17 protein-coding genes and 1 pseudogene are annotated in these 18018 nt (G+C 73.3%); 8 read left to right on the top strand and 10 right to left on the bottom strand.

The genetic code is table 11. The features are described 5' to 3' along the window. Window positions 1-33: 33 nt before the first annotated feature. From OG218_RS04090 to OG218_RS04060, 7 genes and pseudogenes are all read right to left on the bottom strand, one after another. On the bottom strand, window positions 34-237 hold the full coding sequence (locus OG218_RS04090; protein WP_328291924.1) for a hypothetical protein: 204 nt from the start codon (window positions 235-237) through the stop codon (window positions 34-36). Between the two features lie 89 nt (window positions 238-326). Then, the gene (locus tag OG218_RS04085; RefSeq protein ID WP_328291923.1) at window positions 327-1334 is read right to left on the bottom strand and encodes a hypothetical protein; all 1008 of its coding nucleotides are present in this window, start codon (window positions 1332-1334) and stop codon (window positions 327-329) included. Window positions 1335-1358: 24 nt separating this feature from the next. Beyond that, on the bottom strand, window positions 1359-1943 hold the full coding sequence (locus OG218_RS04080) for an AbgT family transporter (RefSeq protein WP_328291922.1): 585 nt from the start codon (window positions 1941-1943) through the stop codon (window positions 1359-1361). A gap of 83 nt (window positions 1944-2026) precedes the next feature. Further along, window positions 2027-2926 (bottom strand): annotated as a pseudogene (locus OG218_RS04075) (AbgT family transporter); the annotation flags it as partial. Then, the gene (locus OG218_RS04070; RefSeq protein WP_328291921.1) at window positions 2923-4266 is read right to left on the bottom strand and encodes a M20 family metallopeptidase; all 1344 of its coding nucleotides are present in this window, start codon (window positions 4264-4266) and stop codon (window positions 2923-2925) included. The gene OG218_RS04070 and the pseudogene OG218_RS04075, both read right to left, overlap by 4 nt. A gap of 79 nt (window positions 4267-4345) precedes the next feature. Further along, window positions 4346-6835 carry a DNA gyrase/topoisomerase IV subunit A gene (locus OG218_RS04065; protein ID WP_328291920.1) on the bottom strand — a complete coding sequence of 830 codons (2490 nt, stop codon included), beginning with the start codon at window positions 6833-6835 and terminating at the stop codon, window positions 4346-4348. Window positions 6836-6873: 38 nt separating this feature from the next. Next, window positions 6874-7485 (bottom strand): nitroreductase family protein, encoded by a 612-nt coding sequence (locus tag OG218_RS04060; RefSeq protein ID WP_328291919.1) that lies wholly within the window; start codon window positions 7483-7485, stop codon window positions 6874-6876. Between the two features lie 26 nt (window positions 7486-7511). On the opposite strand from OG218_RS04060, the gene OG218_RS04055 reads away from it, so the two are divergent. The 3 genes from OG218_RS04055 to OG218_RS04045 are packed head-to-tail and all read left to right on the top strand — an operon-like array spanning window position 7512 to window position 11987. Further along, a complete protein-coding gene (locus tag OG218_RS04055; protein ID WP_328291918.1) occupies window positions 7512-10202 on the top strand; it encodes a bifunctional acetate--CoA ligase family protein/GNAT family N-acetyltransferase in 2691 nt (896 codons plus the stop codon). Between the two features lie 46 nt (window positions 10203-10248). Beyond that, window positions 10249-10845 (top strand): DUF5998 family protein, encoded by a 597-nt coding sequence (locus OG218_RS04050; RefSeq protein ID WP_328291917.1) that lies wholly within the window; start codon window positions 10249-10251, stop codon window positions 10843-10845. 2 nt (window positions 10846-10847) lie between these two features. Beyond that, a complete protein-coding gene (locus OG218_RS04045; protein ID WP_328291916.1) occupies window positions 10848-11987 on the top strand; it encodes an alkaline phosphatase family protein in 1140 nt (379 codons plus the stop codon). On the opposite strand, the gene sepH is transcribed toward OG218_RS04045, so the two are convergent. Next, window positions 11988-13097: a septation protein SepH gene (gene sepH / locus OG218_RS04040; protein WP_328291915.1), complete on the bottom strand. Its 1110-nt coding sequence runs from the start codon at window positions 13095-13097 to the stop codon at window positions 11988-11990. Between the two features lie 106 nt (window positions 13098-13203). Here sepH and OG218_RS04035 point away from each other — a divergent pair, with 106 nt between their 5' ends. Together OG218_RS04035 and OG218_RS04030 are read left to right on the top strand one after the other, a co-directional pair. Then, window positions 13204-14334, top strand: a complete 1131-nt coding sequence (locus tag OG218_RS04035) for a ferrochelatase (RefSeq protein WP_328291914.1) — start codon at window positions 13204-13206, stop codon at window positions 14332-14334. Beyond that, a complete protein-coding gene (locus OG218_RS04030) occupies window positions 14331-15173 on the top strand; it encodes an inositol monophosphatase family protein (protein ID WP_328291913.1) in 843 nt (280 codons plus the stop codon). The genes OG218_RS04035 and OG218_RS04030 overlap by 4 nt, the downstream gene beginning before the upstream one ends. Before the next feature lie 50 nt (window positions 15174-15223). Here OG218_RS04030 and OG218_RS04025 read toward each other — a convergent pair whose 3' ends face one another. Continuing rightward, window positions 15224-15481, bottom strand: coding sequence for a hypothetical protein (locus OG218_RS04025; RefSeq protein WP_328291912.1), 258 nt, complete (start codon window positions 15479-15481; stop codon window positions 15224-15226). A gap of 399 nt (window positions 15482-15880) precedes the next feature. On the opposite strand from OG218_RS04025, the gene OG218_RS04020 reads away from it, so the two are divergent. After that, window positions 15881-16177 carry a DUF4193 domain-containing protein gene (locus tag OG218_RS04020; protein ID WP_328291911.1) on the top strand — a complete coding sequence of 99 codons (297 nt, stop codon included), beginning with the start codon at window positions 15881-15883 and terminating at the stop codon, window positions 16175-16177. Here the strand turns inward: OG218_RS04020 and OG218_RS04015 are convergent. After that, window positions 16152-16625, bottom strand: a complete 474-nt coding sequence (locus OG218_RS04015; protein ID WP_328291910.1) for a DUF3093 domain-containing protein — start codon at window positions 16623-16625, stop codon at window positions 16152-16154. The genes OG218_RS04020 and OG218_RS04015 overlap by 26 nt on opposite strands. An 84-nt stretch (window positions 16626-16709) precedes the next feature. On the opposite strand from OG218_RS04015, the gene dut reads away from it, so the two are divergent. Both dut and OG218_RS04005 read left to right on the top strand, forming a co-directional pair. Then, window positions 16710-17177, top strand: a complete 468-nt coding sequence (gene dut, locus OG218_RS04010) for a dUTP diphosphatase (protein WP_380162488.1) — start codon at window positions 16710-16712, stop codon at window positions 17175-17177. Continuing rightward, window positions 17174-17992, top strand: a complete 819-nt coding sequence (locus OG218_RS04005) for a DUF3710 domain-containing protein (protein ID WP_328291908.1) — start codon at window positions 17174-17176, stop codon at window positions 17990-17992. The genes dut and OG218_RS04005 overlap by 4 nt, the downstream gene beginning before the upstream one ends. Window positions 17993-18018 lie beyond the last annotated feature (26 nt).

The raw sequence follows: 18018 nt of genomic DNA, 5'->3' as shown, positions 1-18018 counted from the left end.
CAGCGGTCGAACCCGGTTCCTGGAGCCAGCGCGCTAGCGCTGGAGGATGGTGACCCCGCGGTCTTGGAGCTGGTCGAGGTCGGGGTGGGGGGAGTCGTGGACCATGGTGACGGCGTCGGCGACGCCGAGGTAGAAGAGGGCGTGGGCGGCGTCGGCGAAGCGGCGGTACTTGCCGGGGAGGCCGAAGGCGACCCCGGTGGGGGCCTCTTCTGCTGCGTCCGCGAGTACCGCTGTCATGTCCTGAGTCTACCTCGTTCGCAAGGTTCGAACAAGGTGACCTGTTGTGTCGCAAGGGTTCCGGACGGTTCTCTCGAGTCGGACCCCAGTCAGTCCACGAACCAGTCGGGGGCCGTCGCCGACTTCGCCCAGTACGAGAGTCCGGCCCTCGACCCGCCCGCCGTCACCTCATCGGTGAAGGTGACGTACTTCCCGACCGCCCAGCGGGGGACCGCGATCTCGCCGTACTCCCCGTTGCCGGCGTAGACGTTGTCGCGGAACACGATGTTCTCCATGAGACCCCGCGCGTTCTCCGGTGCCTTCTGCATGACCGAGTAGGAGCCGTCGGAGAAGAAGTTCCCCTCGACGAGGACGTTGCGGGTGGGGGTGCCCAGGTTCTCACCGTCCACCCGTGGACCCTCGGAACCGAGGATGACGGCGGAGTTCCCCTTGGACCCGTCGACCCGGACGGCGAGCAGGGACGAGTTCCGGACGGTGGACCAGACCCCGTCGGCGTTGTCCGCGCCCGTCGACTGCACCCCGTCGGTGTGGACCCGGCTGCCGTTGGGCAGCCGCGCGATGGACTGACCGTCGGTGAGGCAGGTGTCGATGGTCGCGTTCGCCCCGAGCCGGAAGGCGTCCTCGCAGCGGGTGACCCAGACCCGTTCCGCGGTGTAGTTGCCGTAGCCGATGGCCGTGCCGTGGTCGGTGTCGGAGGCCCCCCGCACCACGCAGTCGTGCAGGTGCAGGGACGCTCCCCGGTGACGCGCGGAGTTCACCCGGATCTTCGGGTCCCCGGTGCTGGTGATCCGGCAGTACCGGATCGTCACGTCGCGGTGGTTGATGGTCACGAGGCCGCGCAGGTCGACGAACTCGAGCACCTCCCCGTCGGCGGAGCTGGTGAACGAACTCCTCCGGGGGGTGAGCTGTGTCCCCACCGGCACGCCGACGTGTTCGTACCCGGTCATACCGGTGGGGATGCCCGCGGCCCGCGAACGGGCCGTCCGGGCCGCGAGGGTGTCGCCGGTGCCGACGACGACCGGGGTCACCGACCCCCGCAGCCCCAGCCCGACGCCGCCCAGCAGCCCGAGGCCGAGCAGGTGGCGACGCGAGGGCACGGGCCCACTGTGCCACCTCGGACCTCACATCCGTGCGAACTGCCCCGGCCCGAACGGCAGGTCCAGCACGAACCACAGGCTGAGCATCAGCACCCACGCGATCCAGAAGCAGATCGTGAACGGCAGGAACCGGGCGATGAGGGTTCCCAGCCCGGCCTGGGGTTCGTAGCGGCGGACCATCGCCAGCACGAGCACCAGGTAGGGGTTCAGGGGGGTGAGGATCTGGGTGGCGGAGTCGCCGACGCGGAACGCGGCCTGGGTGAAGGCGGGTTCGTAGCCGAGGAGGGCGAACATCGGCACGAACACCGCACCCATGATCGTCCACATCGAGGACCCCGAGGTGATGAACAGGTTCAGCAGCGAGGCCAGGACGATGAACGCGATGATCGCCTCGAAACCGTCGAGGTCCAGGGCGTCGAGGCCACCGGCACCCGAGACGGCCATCCACGACCCGACCCGGGACCAGGTGAACAACGCGACGAACTGACCCAGCACGAAGGCCAGGACGATGAACGGGGCCATGTCGCGCACGGCCTCGCCCATGGCCTTCGGGACGTCGACGAGGTGGCGCAGGGTTCCCGTGGACCGGCCGAAGGCCAGCGCCGGCACGGCGAGCAGGGCGAACACGATGAAGCGACGGAGTCCAGCAGCGGGGACTCCGGGAGGTAGCCGCCGCTCTCGTTGCGCATCGGCGAACCCGGGACGACGGTCAGCGCGACGAGGACCGCGACGGTGAGCATCGCGGCGACCCCGGCCCGGCGCAACCCTCGGCGGTCGTCGCGCGAGACGGACAGGTCCGAGACGTCCTCGACGGTCCCGATGCCCTCGGAACCCTCCTGCTGCGTCGTGGGAACTCCCTGCCGGGTCAGCCGGGGTTCCAGCACCTTGGTGATGAGCAACCCGCAGACGACCGTGAGGACCACCGAGCACGCGATGTTGTAGAACCAGTTCGACACCGGCGTCACCGGAGTCCCCGCGTCGGGCAGCGACGCCGTCACCGACTGGGTGATCCCCGAGAACAACGCGTCGAGGCTCGTGACGACGAACGACGTCGAGTACGCCGCCCCCGCCGCGGCGAAGGCGCCGAGCAACCCGGCGACGGGGTGGCGTCCGGCGGCCTTGAACACCATCGCCGCCAGCGGCGGGATGACGATCATCACCGAGTCGGCCATCACGTGCCCGACCATGCAGACCGCGGCGACGGCGTAGGGCAGGGCCCACGTCGGGGCCCCGGCGAACGCGACCTTGATGAGCGCGGACATCAACCCGCTGCGCTGGGCGAGACCCACCGCGAGCAGGATCACCACGACCGTCCCCAGCGGGGGGAAGGACACGAAGTTGTCGACGAGGTTCGTCGTGAGCCACCGGATCCCCTCGACGGTGAACAGCCCGCGGACGTCCTGCACCTCCTCGGAGCCGGGGATCCGGACGGTCGTCCCGAGCGCCGCCATGACCGTCGAGACGATCGAGAGAACCAGGAACAGCCCGACGAACAGGACGAAGGGATCGGGGATCTTGTTGCCGATCCGTTCGACGCCCCCGAGGAGCCGGTCGGTGCGCGTCGTGGGTGCGGTCTCGACCGAGGAGCTCACGCCAGGAACTCCTCGACGTCCAGGACACCGCCGGCGGCGTCGAACTCGGCCGTCACGGCCGCCAGGAGTTCGGGGTCCGCGAGGACGTCCAGCGCGGTGAGGGCCAACCCGACGGCTCCGTCGAGCACGCCCGCGTCCCCGGAGGGGGACCCGGCCGCGGCGGCGAACTCCGCCGTGTGCAGCGAGAGCTCCGGGCCGGAGACGGCGAGCATCGGGTGGATCGAGGGGACCCGCACGCTGACGTTCCCGAGGTCGGTGGAGCCCGACAGGGTCTCCGGGACGACCCCCGGGGGCAGGGCGGTGCGTCCGCGTCGCTGCTGGTGCGTGGTCCACCGCGCGGCCATCTCCAGGTTCGCGCGGATCGGCAGGTACGCGGGCTGGCGGTCCCACTCCAGCTCCACCCCGCACCCGGTCATCGCGGCCGCGGCCCGCAGGATCGTGTCGACCCGCCCGCACAGGTCCGTGAGCGTCGCGGGTTCCGCCGAGCGCACGTAGTACTCCGACACGGCGCGGGCCGGGACGACGTTCGGGCGCTGCCCGCCGTCGACGACGATCCCGTGGACGCGGTCGCTGGGGGTGATGTGCTGGCGCAGCATCGCGATGCCGTTGTAGCCGGCGACGACGGCGTCGAGGGCGTTGCGTCCCATGAAGGGTTGCGCCGACGCGTGCGCGGGAACCCCCGTGTAGGTCGCGCGGACCTGGCGGCGTCCGAGGAAGGGCTGCACGGCGACGTCGTAGCTGAACGGGTGCAGCATCACGACGGCGTCGACCCCCTCGAACGCGCCGTCGCGGGCCATGACCTCCTTGCCGCCCCCGCCCTCCTCGGCGGGCGTCCCGAGCAGCACCGCCGTCCCCGAGACCTCCCCGGAGCGCAGGGCGTGGACCAGGCCGAGGAAGGCCCCCACCGCGGTGGCGCAGATGACGTTGTGGCCGCAGCCGTGCCCGACCCCCGGCAGCGCGTCGTACTCCGCGAGGACGGCGACGGTCGGCCCTGCGCCGCTGGAGACGACGGCCTTCAACGCCGTCTCCAGCCCGTGCACCCCGACCGTGGCCTCGACGTCGTGACGGGCGAGGAGGTCGGCGACGGCCCGCACCGAGCGGTGCTCGGCGAAACCCTCCTCGGGGTGGGCGTGCAGGTCGTGGCTCAGGGCGAGGAGGTCCGCCCCGAGCGCCTCCACCGCGGCCTCAGTCGCGTCGAGCAGGGCCTCGGAGGCCCCGGCGTGCTCACTCGTCAGCGGGGCCGCGGTGGCCGCGGCCCGGTCGATGCCCACCCGCACCGAGGTGAGGTAGGTCGTGTCGGGGGTGCTCGGTCGGGTCGGGTCGCTCGTCTGCTCGGCCATGCGCATCAGGCCTACTCGCACCGCGAGCCCGTCGCCAGTCCACGACCGGCGTGGCGGCGAGACGAAACACGGAGTTCACCTACACCTGGGGCGGCCCCGCGATCGCGGCGATCGGCCGTTCCAGCGCGGTACCCGACCCGTCCCGGCGTCCGGGCGTCTCCGGCAGGGCGACGGCGGTGCCGGTCGACGTCGCGGCCTCGGCGGGAGCCGGGCCGGCCCACGCCAGCAGCAGCACGTCCTCACCCCGGGCGAAGCGGTGGCAGCGCACCCCGCCGGTCGCGCGGCCCTTGGCCGGGTACTCCGAGAGCGGGGTGACCTTCGCCGAGCCGAGCTGCGAGACCCCGCTCGTCGAGTCGCCCGCGACGGTCACGACGACGGGGTTCTCGGCGTCGCCGGAGACGGCGGTCATCGCGACCACCCGGGCGCCGGGGGAGAGCTTGATCCCGGCCATCCCGGCGGCGGGACGACCCTGCGGGCGCACCGCCGAGGCGGAGAAGCGCAGCAGCTGGGCGTCGGAGGTGATGAACACCAGCTCCTCCTCGCCGCTCGTCAGCTGGACGGCCGCGACGACCTCGTCCTTCTGGCGCGGGCCGAGGTCCTTCAGCGTGATGACATCGACCTCGTCGCGGTTTCCCAGCGCTTCCAGCACGACGCGCTTCACCGTCCCGCCGGCGGTGGCGAGGGCGAAACCCGGGTCGTCGGGGTCCTCGACGCCGGGGCTGGGCAGCGGCACGATCGTCAGGGCCCGCTCGCCCTTCCCGAACGTCACGAACTCCTTGACGCCGGTGCCACCGGAGAGGTTCGGCCGTCCTGCCGTCTCGGGCAGCGTCGGCAGGTCCAGCACCGGGACCCGGACCAGACGTCCCGCCGAGGTGATGACCCCGACGAAACCCCGGGCCGTCGCGGGGGCCGCGGCGAGCACCAGGTCGTGCCGGCTGCGCCTGCCCTCGGTGCCCAGGGGTTCCACCGAACTCGTCCGCGCCAGCAGACCCGCCGACGACAGCAGGACCCAGCACGGGTCGTCGGAGATCTCCAGCTGCGTCGGGACGGCCGCCGAACCGGTCGCCGGGCCGGAGGCGGTCAGCAGCACCGTGCGGCGCGGCGTCCCGTGCTCCGCGGCGACCGCGCCGAGTTCGTCGCTGACGAGGGTCCGCAACCGGTTCTCGTCGTCCAGGATGGCCTGGAGCTCGGCGATGGTGGCCCGCAACTCGCCCTGCTCGCGTTCCAGCTCGATGCGGGAGAACCGCGTCAGGCGGCGCAGCTGCATGTCCAGGATGTAGCGACCCTGGTTCTCCGACAGGGTGAAGCGCTCCATCAACCGGCTCAACGCGGCCGGGGCGTCGTCGGAGGAACGGACGATCGCGATGACCTCGTCGATGTCCAGGATCGCGACGAGCAACCCGTCGACGAGGTGCAACCGGTCCTGGGCCTTCTCCAGGCGGAACTGCGTCCGGCGGCGCACCACGTCGAGGCGGTGGCCGATGAACACCTCGAGGAGTTCCTTCAACCCCAGCGTCCGGGGCTGGCCCTCGACCAGGGCCACGTTGTTGATGCCGAAGGACTCCTCCATCGGCGTCAACCGGTAGAGCTGCTCCAGCACGGCCTCGGGGACGAAACCGTTCTTGACCTCGATGACCAGGCGCATCCCGTTGTGCCGGTCGGAGAGGTCGGTGACGTCGGCGACACCCTGCAGGCGCTTGTTCTTGACGTGGTCGGCGATCTTCTCGATCAACCGTTCCGGTCCGACGCCGTAGGGGAGTTCGGTGGCGACGATCGCCTGGCGGCGGCCGATCTTCTCCATCGTCACGCTGGCCCGGGTGCGGAAGGAACCGCGACCGCTCGCGTAGGCGTCCTTGATCCCCTCGAGGCCGACGATGCGCCCGCCCGTGGGCAGGTCCGGGCCCGGGATGAAGCGCATGAGGGCCGGGAGGTCCGCCTCGGGGTGGCGGATGAGGTGCTTCGCCGCGTTGACCACCTCGACGAGGTTGTGCGGCGGCATGTTCGTGGCCATCCCGACGGCGATGCCGCTGGCCCCGTTGACGAGCAGGTTCGGGAACGCGGCCGGCAGGACACCGGGTTCGGTGAGCCGGTCGTCGTAGTTCGGGACGAAGTCGACGACGTTCTCGTCCAGGCCCGTCGTCATGAGCAGCGCGGCCGGCGCCATCCGCGCCTCGGTGTAGCGCTGCGCGGCGGGACCGGCGTCCAGGGACCCGAAGTTCCCGTGCCCGTCGACCAGCGGCAGCCGCATCGTCCAGCTCTGGGCCTGGCGCACCAGGGCGTCGTAGATCGCGACGTCACCGTGCGGGTGCAGCTTGCCCATCACCTCGCCGACCACGCGGGCCGACTTCACGTGCGCCCGCGCGGGGACCAGCCCCATGTCCTGCATCATGTAGAGGATCCGGCGCTGGACGGGTTTCAGGCCGTCCCGGGCGTCGGGCAGGGCGCGCGAGTAGATGACGGAGTAGGCGTACTCCAGGAACGCCCCCTGCATCTCCTGCTCGACGTCGATGTCGACGATCCGCTCGGGAACGTCGGACGGCGGCGGCGGAGGTGCGGACTTGCGAGGCATGAGCCGCATTCTGCCGTCCCGCAGGGCGCGATCGTGTCCTAGCCGCCCCAGGGCGCGTCGAAGCGGCCGTCGTGGACGGTGTCGGCGAGGGTCCGCCGGTGCGCCCGCGAGGGGCGCGAGGCCTCGTCGGCGGCGGGGTGGCCCAGGGTCAGCGCGGCGACGACGCGGCGCTCCGCAGGCACCCCGAAGGCCTCCCGCACGGCGGCGTGCGCGGCCGTGGGGACCCCGAACAGGCAGGCGCCCAGTCCCTCCTCGACCGCCGCGAGCAGCACCAGCAACCCCGACATCCCGGTGTCGACGTCCGGCCAGGACACCTCCCAGTGCGCCGCGTCCCGGTCGGGCCCCGGCTTGTCCGGCGCGGCGTAGCGGCGGGCGTAGGCGTCGGGGTCGGCGAGCAGGACGACCACGACGGGTGCGGTGCGCATGCCGGTCAGCCACCCGTCGGCCGGACCGGGCTGCGCCGTGCGCGCCCAGAACAGCTCGCGGTCGGCCGCGCTGCGCAGGACCAGCAGGTCGCGGCCCTGGCTGTTGCCCGCGCTCGGGGCCCGCAGCGCCGCGCTCAGCGCACGCCGCAGCACCTCCTCCGCCACCGGGGCACCGTCGTAGCGGCGCACCATCCGACGTCGGGCCAGGACCTCCCAGAACTCCACGCCCCCATCGTCCTAGGATCACCACCATGCCGCTGCCGCCTGTGGGTTACCCGACCCGGTGGGAGGCCGACGTGGCCCTGCGGGACGGCGGTACGGCGCACGTGCGCCCCATCCGGCCGGACGACGCCGACCTGGTGGCCGACTTCCACGTCCGCCAGTCCGACGAGTCCCGCTACTTCCGCTTCTTCGCCCCGATGCCGCGCCTCTCGCGTCGTGACCTCGCCCGCTTCACCCAGGTCGACCACGTCGACCGGGTCGCGCTGGTGGCGACCGTCGGCGACGACATCGTCGGCATCGCCCGCTTCGACGCGGCCCCCGTGCGACCCGGCAAGCCCCGCTCGGCCGAGGTCGCCTTCAACATCTCCGACGCCCACCAGGGCCGCGGGCTCGGCTCGGTCCTGCTGGAGCACCTGGCCGCCGCGGCCCGCGAGCGCGGGATCCGCCGGTTCACGGCCGACGTCCTGCCGCAGAACGCGAAGATGATCGGGGTCTTCCGCGAGGCCGGGTTCGAGGTGCGCCAGGGCTACTCCGACGGCGTCCTGGAGGTCTCCTTCGACATCGACCCGACCCAGCGCTCCCTCGACGTCATGCGGGCCCGCGAGCAACGCGCGGAGTCGCGCAGCGTCACGGCGCTGCTCTCCCCGTCCTCGGTCGTGGTGATCGGGGCCCGGCGCACCCCCGGCACGGTGGGACACCGGTTGCTGGCCGACCTCGTGACCGGTGGGTTCACCGGCGCGATCCACGCCGTCAACCCCGCCGCGGTGGGGGAGACGCTGCTGGGGATCCCGCTGCTCGCCTCCGTCCGCGACATCGCCGACCCCATCGACCTCGCCGTCATCGCCGTCCTGCCCGCCGCCGTCATCGAAGCCGTCAACGACTGCGCCGCAGCGGGTGTGCGTGGCATCGTCGTGGTGTCGTCGGGTTTCGCCGAGACCGGCCCCGAGGGGGCGGAACTGCAGCGGGAACTCGTCCGCATCGCCCGGGCGAACGGCATGCGCGTCATCGGACCGAACTCCTTCGGCGTCGTGAACACCGATCCGGCGGTCCGGCTGAACGCCTCCCTGGCCGAGGACGTGCCCCGGGCGGGGCGGTTCGGGCTGTTCAGCCAGTCGGGTGCGCTCGCCGTGACCGTCCTCAGCTCCGCGCAACGCCGGGGGCTGGGCATCTCGACCTTCGTCTCGGCGGGCAACCGGGCCGACGTGTCCGGCAACGACCTCATGCAGTTCTGGCACGACGACGACGCGACGGCGGCCGTCGGCCTCTACCTGGAGAGCGTCGGGAACCCGCGCAAGTTCAGCCGGGTCGCGCGCGGGCTCGCCCGGCGCAAACCCGTCATCGTCGTGAAGTCCGGCGCGTCGGGGTTCGGCGTGCCGCCCGGGCACGCCGTGCGGGCCTCGCAGGTGCCCTTCGAGGTCGTCGACTCGATGCTGCGCCAGGCCGGGGTCATCCGCGTCGAGAACGTCCACCAGCTCTTCGACGTCGCCCAGGTCGCCGTCGAGCAGCCCCTGCCCGCGGGGTCGCGGATCGCCATCGTCGGCAACTCCGACGCCCTGGGGACCCTGGCCGCCGACGCCTGCGTCAGCTGGGGCCTGCAGGTCGTGCACGGCCCCACGGCCGTCCACCCCGAGGCCGGCGCCGAGGAGTTCACGGCCGCCCTGCGGGCCGCCTTCGCCGATCCGGAGGTCGACGCCGTCGTCGCCAGCTGGGTCCCCCCGACGGCGACCGTCGACGCGACCGTCGCCGTCGCCGTCGCCCGCACCGCCGGTGAGGGGGGCAAGACCTGCGTGACGTGCTTCCTCGGTACCCGCTCGGTGTCCGCGACCCTCCTCGGGGTCGACGCGGGCGCCCCCGACCTGCCCGACGTCCCCACCGTCCCCAGCTTCCCGACCCCCGAGGACGCCGTCCGCGCGCTGGCGGCCGTCGTCCGCTACGCGCACTGGCGGCGCAAGGACCGCGGCCGGCCGGTGGCCCCCGAGGGCGTCGACCTCGCCCTGGCCCGGACCCTCGTCGAGGACGCCCTGCGCGAGCACCCCGGGGGGACGAACCTGAGCCGCGACGCACGGGCCGCGGTGCTGGAGGCGATCGGGGTCCCGCTGCTGCCCCGGGCCGAGGTCGACGGCGTCGAGGAGGCCGTGGCGGCCGCGGAACGCTTCGGTTGGCCCGTGGCCCTCAAGACCGTCGGCGAGGAGCTGTCGGGGCGCCAGGACCTGCGCGGGGTGCGCCTGGGGCTCTCCACCCCGGACGCGCTGCGGGACGCGGTGGGGGAGATGCGCGACGTCTTCGGCGACGGGGCCCGCACGCTGGCCGTCCAGCCGATGGCCCCCCTCGGGGTGCCCTGCCTGGTCCGCAGCGACGAGGACCCGCTGTTCGGCCCGGTGCTGTCCTTCGGGATCGAGGGCGATCCGCTGGACCTCATGGGGGACATCGCCTACCGCATCCCGCCGCTCACCGACGTGGACGTCTCCGACCTGGTCCGCTCCGTCCGGGCCGCGCCCAAGCTGTTCGGGCACCGCGGCTCCCCGCTGCTGGACGTCGACGCGCTGCAGGACGTCATCGCCCGCGTCGCGGTCGTCGCCGACGCGTTGCCGGAGATCGCGGAACTCCGCCTGTCGCCGGTGCTCGTCGCCGAGCGGGGGGTGAGCGTCCTGGACGCCGTCGTGCGGGTCGCCGCGCCCCAGGGCCGGGCCGACCCCGACCGGCGGACCCTGCCGCTGTGAGCCTGCCGTTGTGAGGCGCGGCCGCAACGTGCGCGAGGATGGTGGCATGCGCGAGCGCACCGACACCCGCGAGGGCACCGACCTCCCCGCCCGACTGCTCACCGACCTCGAGCGGGCCGGCTACTACCCGACCCTCGTCGCGGACAGCCTGCGCACCGCCGTCGCCGGCGAGCCGGTCGAGTTCCACCTCGTGCACCCGGAGACGACGTTCGACGCCAACGAGGTGCGACGCCACGTCACCGTCCTGGCCACGACCCCGACCCGCCTGGTCGTGGCGCACGCCGACGACCACGCCCCCGACGAGACCGCGAGCGAGGCCTACGCGATCTGCTCGACGGAGTCGGTCCCGCTGACGAGGGTGCACTCCGTCGTGGTCTCCCAGGTCGTCACCCGACCGGCCGACCACCGCGTCGGCAGCACCCCCGCGGAGGTCAGCCTGACGCTGGGATGGGGTGCGCTGCACCGCGTCGACCTCGAACCGGCGTCGTGCCCCGACCCCGACTGCGAGGCCGACCACGGCTACACCGGGTCCCTCACCGGCGACGACCTGACCGTCCGGATCGCCGGTGCGGCCGAGGGGGCCGACGCCGTCGCCGCCGCGCTCGCCTTCGCCCGCGCGCTGTCCGCCGTCACCTCGCGCTGAGCGTGCTGCTCCCCGCCCCCGGCTACGGTCGCGACACCCTCGCCGACCTCCTCCCCGCGGTCGCCCGGGCCCTGCGGCTGCCGGACTTCGCCGACGCCTCACCCGACCTGCTCCTCCCCGGGGCGCAACGGGTCTGCCTCGTCCTGATCGACGGGATGGGCGACCTCGCCCTGCAGAGCCGGTCCGGGCACGCGCCGACGATGCGCCGCTGGCGCGCCGACGGCCTGCACCGCACCCTCACCGCCGGGTTCCCGACGACGACGGCGACCAGCATGGGTCTGCTCGGCACCGGTCTCGCCCCCGGCGGGCACGGTCTCGTCGGCTACGAGGTCCTGGACCCCGACCGGGACGTGCTGCTCAACGAACTCCAGTGGGACAGCGCGGTGGACCCGCGCCGTTGGCAACCGCACACCACGGTCTTCCAGCAGGTCGTCGCCGGCGGGGTCGACGTCGTCCGCGTGGCCCCTCCGCACTTCGACGGTTCGGGGTTGACCGAGGCCGCCCTGCGCGGCGGACGCTTCGTCGGGACCCCGGAACGCCTCGAGGCCCGCGTCGACGCTGCCGTCGCCGCGGTCCGCTCGGCCCCGCGCCAGCTGACCTACCTCTACTGGGGGAAGCTCGACCACACCGGTCACGGCTCCGGCGTGGAGTCGGGGGAGTGGACGGCGGAACTCGAACGCGTCGACGAGGCCCTGGGACACCTGGCCCGCCGGTTGCCGAAGGGGACCCTGCTGCTCGTCACCGCCGATCACGGCATGGTCGACGTCGCGCCGCCGGACCGTCTCGACCTCGCCGCCGAACCGGAACTCCTGCGGGGTGTGCGACACGCCGGCGGAGAACCCCGGACCGTCCAGCTCTACACCGAACCCGGTGCGGCGCAGCAGGTCGCGCAGACCTGGCAGGCCCGGTTCGGGGGTTCCGCCGAGGTCGTGCTGCGCGAGCAGGCGATCGCCGCCGGCTGGTTCGGCCCCGTCGAGGAACGCGTCGCCGGGCGCATCGGCGACGTCCTCGCCGTCATGCGCGAACCGATCGCCGTCGTGAACTCCGCCCGGATGCGGCCCGAGACCCTGCGCCTGGTCGGACAGCACGGGGCGCTCTCCGACCTGGAACGCCTCGTGCCGCTGTTCAGCGTCTTCTGCTGATCAGTCCTTCTTCGTCCCGAACATGATGTCGTCCCAGCTCGGGACGCTCGAGCGCTTGGAGCCCGAGGAACCGCCGCTGCGGCCGGCGGAGCGGTTGCGGCGCCGGGGAGCGGGTTTCTCGACAGGAGCCTCCGCCGCGATCTCCGGTTCGGGCTCCGGGGTCGGTTCCGGCTCCGGTTCGACGGCCTCGGGTTCCCCGGCCTCAGGCTCCCCGGCCGCAGGTTCCTCGGCTTCGACGGGTCCCGGCTCGTGGCCGGGCAGGACCGTCCGGTCCTCGAGCTCGTCGGGGGCGGAGGCCGCGGGGTGCGCCGGCGGCGGGTCGGCGGTCAGGTCGTCGACGTGCGGGGCCGATCCGGAGTTGTCGGGGGCCGGTGGCTGCGCGGACTCGGGGCGGACCCCGCGCTGGTGGTCGAGGGCGTCGAGCAGGTCGTCGGTCTGGTTGGTCCGGACCCCGCCGTCGGCCTCGACGTCGTAGACGCGCTCGCCGGCGCGGCCCTCACCGTTGACGGAGACGAGCCGACGGGCGGGCAGCGGCCCCGGTTCGCTCGGTTCCTCCTCGCTCAGCCAGCGGGCCTCGTCGTCGAGCGCGGACAGCACCCGGGCGCTCGCGTCGAACCCCCAGCGGGCGACGCGGCCACGGCCACCGGCGACGAACTCGCACTGCACCGTCCAGGACCCGTCGTCCTCGCGCCAGGCGTCCCAGCGGGCACCCTCGGGGTCGACGGCCCGGGCGGAGAGGCGGGAGACCACGACGTCGTCGAGGCTGCCCGCGACCGAGGAACGCCCGTACGGCGTGCGCCGGGCGAGGCCGACCACGTGGGCCCGTTCCGCCAGGACCGGTCCCTCGTAGCGGCGGACGTGCTCCAGCGTCAGCCCACCCGCGGCGGCCACGTCCTCGGCGGTCTCCCCGGCCCGGATGCGGGCCTGGATGTCGCGGGGCCGCAGCTGCGCCTCCATCTGGATCTGCAGCTGACCCAGGCGGGCGCGATCACGGCGCACGGCCGCGCGCAACGCCTCGTCGACCCGCAACCGGTACCGGCTGCCGTCGGTCGCCACGAGCACGACGTGCTCCCCGTCGTCGTGGACCCCGACGAGCCTCAGGTCCTGCATGAGGGGCGTCCTCCCGGCTGTGTGTGGTCGATCATCATCGCGGGTGCACTCTGCCACCTCCGACCCCGGGGCGCGCACACCCGCACGGTGTGCTGAGAATGACGACGTGAGTGACGCGACCCCGTACGACGCCCTCCTGCTCCTCTCCTTCGGTGGACCCGAGGGCCCCGACGACGTGATGCCGTTCCTGGAGAACGTCACCCGCGGCCGCGGCATCCCGCGCGAACGTCTGGCCGCCGTCGCCGAGCACTACCTGCACTTCGGCGGGCGCAGCCCGATCAACGACCAGAACAAGGAACTGCTGACCCAGTTGCGCGTGGAGCTCGACGCCCGGGGGCTCGGTGGGCTGCCGCTGCTCTGGGGCAACCGCAACTGGGAGCCCTACGTCACCGACGTCCTGCGCGAGGCGCACGAGGCCGGGGCCCGCAAGGTGCTCACCGTCTTCACCAGCGCCTACTCCTCCTACTCCAGCTGCCGGCAGTACCGCGAGGACCTCGGGAAGTCGCTGCAGGCCCTGGCCGAGGAGGGGCGCGAACTCGAGGTCGACAAGATCCGCCACTACTTCAACCACCCGGCCTTCACCGGGGTCAACGCCCAGGCGGTCGCCGACGCCCTCGAGGACCTCCCCGCCGAGACGCGCACCGGGGCCCGGGTGGTCTTCGTCACCCACAGCATCCCGGACGCCATGAACGACGTCTCCGGGCCGCCGGCCGCGGGTGGCGGCGCCTACGTGCGCCAGCACGAGGCCGTGGCCGCCGAGGTCGCCCGCCAGGCCTCGCTGCGGGCCGGGCACGACCTGCCCTGGGACCTCGTGTACTGCTCCCGCAGCGGCCCGCCCACCCAGCCGTGGCTGGAACCCGACGTCAACGACCACCTGCGCGCCCTGCACGCCGACGGCGTACCGGGTGTCGTCGTGGCCCCGATCGGCTTCGTCAGCGACCACATGGAGGTCAAGTTCGACCTCGACACCGAGGCCGCGGAGACCGCCGAGGAGATCGGCCTGCCCTTCTCCCGCGCGGCCACCGTCGGGGCGCACGCGCAGTTCGTCGCCGGTCTCGTCGACCTCGTCGAGGAACGCGCCGAGGAGGCCCGGGGCGGGCACCCCGCCCGACCCACCAGCGGTGCCCTCGGGGCCTCGCACACGGTCTGCCCGGTCGACTGCTGCCGCAACCTGCGGGCCGCCCTGCCGGCGGCGACCGGTGAGGACTTCCGGGCCCCCGTCGTGGCCCACGGGTGAGCCGCCCCGCACCCGACGTCGCGCAGCTGCGCGAGATCGCCGTCACGGTCGCCCTGGCCGCGGGGGAGCTGATCTCCGCGGGGCGTCCGGACCGGGTCGAGGTCGCCGCGACGAAGTCGAGCCCCACCGACGTGGTCACGGCCATGGACACCGCCTCCGAGCAGCTGCTGCGGACCGAGCTCGCCCGGCTGCGCCCCGAGGACGCCTTCCTCGGCGAGGAGGGCGGCTTCGAGCCCGGGCGCAGCGGGCTGACGTGGGTCGTCGACCCGATCGACGGCACCGTCAACTACCTCTACGGCCTACGGGCCTACGCGGTGAGCGTCGCGGTCGTCCTCGACGAGGAATCACCCGAACGGCCCGACCCGGCGACGTGGACGGTGCTGGCCGGAGCCGTCGTCGACCCCTCCCAGGCGGAGACCTGGACGGCGGCCCGGGGCCTGGGGGCGACGTTGACCGACAGCCGGGGAACGCGGCGCCTCACCACCTCCGCCGGACCCCGGCTCGGCCAGGCGCTGGTCGCCACGGGCTTCGGCTACGACGCCGGGCGCCGGGCCGAGCAGGCGGCGGTGGTGGCGCGGCTGCTTCCCCGGGTCCGGGACCTGCGGCGCGTCGGGACGGCCTCGCTCGACCTGTGCTCGGTGGCCGCGGGGCGGGTCGACGCCTACTACGAGCGGGGGCTCAACCCCTGGGACTTCGCGGCAGGGCTCCTGGTGGCCACCGAGGCCGGAGCCGTCGTGACGGACTTCGACGGGGCGCCGGCCGGCTCCCACGGACTGCTCGCTGCAGGCTCTGACCTGCACGAACACCTGCGGCAGGCCCTCGGGAACGACGAAGCCTGACCCTCGGGTCGAGGGTCAGGCTCCGGTACGTCGAGGTGGATCTAAGCCGATCAGGCCGTCGCGCAGCTCGGGCTGGACCGCAGGTCGAGGACCTGACCGTGCTGGCGGTCCGCGAGGTAGGCCACGGTGTCGGGCAGCGCCACGTCGTGCGCGGCGGCGAGGTCCACGAGGGCCTCGAGGTCGTCCAGGAAGGCCTGAGCGAGGTCGTCGTCGCCGTTCGCGGCGGCGGAGTCGATCGTGGCGCGCGTCCGCTGGACGCGCTCGGACAGTTCGGCCACGAACGTGGGGGACGAGATGGGTTCCTGCACGGGTACGGCACCTCCCTGGACTGCTCGGGGGCCCGGCGCTCGCGGCCCGACGCTGGGCGCGTGGGACGAGCGGCCGATCGGCGGGGACGCGTTCAGCGTACGGCCCCGCGGCCCCGCGGCCAACTCCCGGGGTGTCCGTCTGTGGACGGCGGTGGACGCCCCAAAGGTGTTGTGTGAGCACGCTTGTGCACGGCGGGACGGAAGTGCGTCGTGGGGTGCGAGCGTCCTGCGACCCGCCCCGGTTCGAACTGGGCGCGCACGTAGGTCATGATGCGTGCTCGCTCGACCACGTCCCCGGACGTCCGGGCGGGCATGGATCGAGCACGAGCGGTGTTGAGCTCGCCGCACCGGAAGTCCGGTGAGCGCACCACGAGACGGCATGGAGTGTGAGGCAGGGTCATGGCGACCGACTACGACGCACCGCGCAAGAACGACGACGAGCCCGAGGACTCCATCGAGGAGCTGAAGGCCCGGCGGACGGACAAGAGCTCGGGCACGGTCGACGAGGACGAGACGGAAGCGGCCGAGGGCTTCGAGCTGCCCGGCGCCGACCTCTCCAACGAAGAGCTGTCGGTGCGGGTCCTCCCGCGTCAGCAGGACGAGTTCACGTGCACCAGCTGCTTCCTGGTGGTGCACCGCAGCCAGCTGCACAACGCGCCCGACGGGCGCATCATCTGCAACGACTGCGCCGCCTGATCTCGGCGGCCAGCCGCTGCGGCTGACGCGTCGAGACCACCCAGTAGGGGGTGGGATCGGTCGGGTCGGCCAGGTGGATCCGCACCGCGGTGGGGATCCAGGAACGGATCGCGAGGTGGGCCCGGGCGTCCAGCCCGGGCCCCAGCGCGGCTCGCCGCTCACCCTTCGCGATGACGTCGACCTGCTCGACGACGGCGAGCGGCAGTCGGGCCCGTCCGACGCGGAACTCCGTGTCGGTTAGGCTCGTCGACCAGGACAGGCTCAACAGCACCCCGACGCCGAGCAGCGCCCCCACCACCGCGCCCACCAGGGCGCCTCTGGGGCCCCAGATCGGCAACGCGATGAAGGCACCCCCGAAGATGGCCGGCAACCACGTCAACCAGCTCGTGAAGGCTGGCCACCACCGTTCGCGGCCGTCCCACCCCGTCTCCTGCGTCACGCTCTGCACCCGGTCAGGGTCGCACGCGCGGGCGCAACGGTAGTGTCGAGCCCCGTGACCGATCAGCTCCAGCAGACCCTCGCGGTCGAGACGGTGCTCACCGTCCCCGAGGCCCTGCCGACCTACGCCCACCCGGGCGACGCCGGGGCGGACCTCACCACGCGCGTCGACGTCGTCGTCGGGCCGGGGGAGCGGGTCACCGTCCCGACCGGCGTCTCCATCGCCCTCCCCGAGGGCTACGCCGCCTTCGTGGTCCCCCGCTCCGGACTCGCCGCCAAGCGTGGTCTCACCACGCTCAACGCGCCGGGCACCGTCGACGCCGGGTACCGCGGCGAGATCCGCGTCACGCTGCACAACACCGACCTGCGCGAGGCCGTCGAGCTGCACGCGGGTGACCGCATCGCCCAGCTCGTCGTCCAGCGGGTCGAGCGGGTGCGCTTCGTCCCCGCCGCGCAGTTGCCGGAATCCGTGCGCGGCGCCGGTGGCCACGGCTCGACCGGCGGCAGCGACGCTCTTCAGACCACCCCGACCAGCAGCCCGTCCCGCGAGGAGCGACCGTGAGCCTGTTCAACCGCCGCAAGGGCAAGACCGACGCCGGTCTCGGTCCGGACCTCTCCGAGGACGAGACCGTCTCCGCGGCCGCCGGAGTCGTCGGTGACCCCGAGGCCGAGGCGGCCGCCGCCGCCGACGCCCCCGCCAAGGCCGTCGCGAGCGAGACCTTCGACCGGACCGACGGTCCCTACGACGAGTCCGAGGTCGACGAGGACGACGCCCGGCTCGTCCTCGGCGGTCTGCGCCTGGCCGGCCGCGAGGGCATGGAGCTGCGCTTCGAGGTCGAGGAGGCCACCCAGCGCGTCATCGCCGTGACGATCGGGATGAACGGCTCCACGGTCCAGCTGCAGACCTTCGCCGCGCCCCGCAGCGCCGGTGTCTGGGACGAGATCCGCGAGGAGATCGCCGCCGCCGTCGTGGCCCAGGGCGGCACCTCGGAGGAGCAGGACGGCCCGCTGGGCCGCGAACTGCTCTGCCGCCTGCCCGTGCGCACCGAGGACGGCCGCACGGCCCACCAGCCGACCCGGTTCGCCGGCATCGACGGTCCCCGGTGGTTCCTGCGCGCGGTCTTCTCCGGGCACGCCGGTCACGACGCGGCGGCGGCCGCGGAGCTCGAGGCCGTCGTCCGTGACGTCGTCGTCGTCCGCGGCGGGGAGGCCATGGCCCCGCGCGAGCTCATCCCCCTCACGCTGCCGCCCCAGCCGGAGCAGCCGGCGGCCGACGGCGAGGCCGGCGTCGAGGTCGAGGGTGCACCCGGGCAGAACGGTGGGCGCGAAGAGCTCAAGCCGTTCGAGCGCGGACCCGAGATCACCGAGGTGCGCTGAGGAACATCACCACATCGGGTGGTGTT

The sequence above is a fragment of the Kineococcus sp. NBC_00420 genome (assembly GCF_036021035.1).
In the GTDB taxonomy this organism is placed as follows: domain Bacteria; phylum Actinomycetota; class Actinomycetes; order Actinomycetales; family Kineococcaceae; genus Kineococcus.
This window is presented reverse-complemented; position numbering and strand designations above follow the sequence as displayed.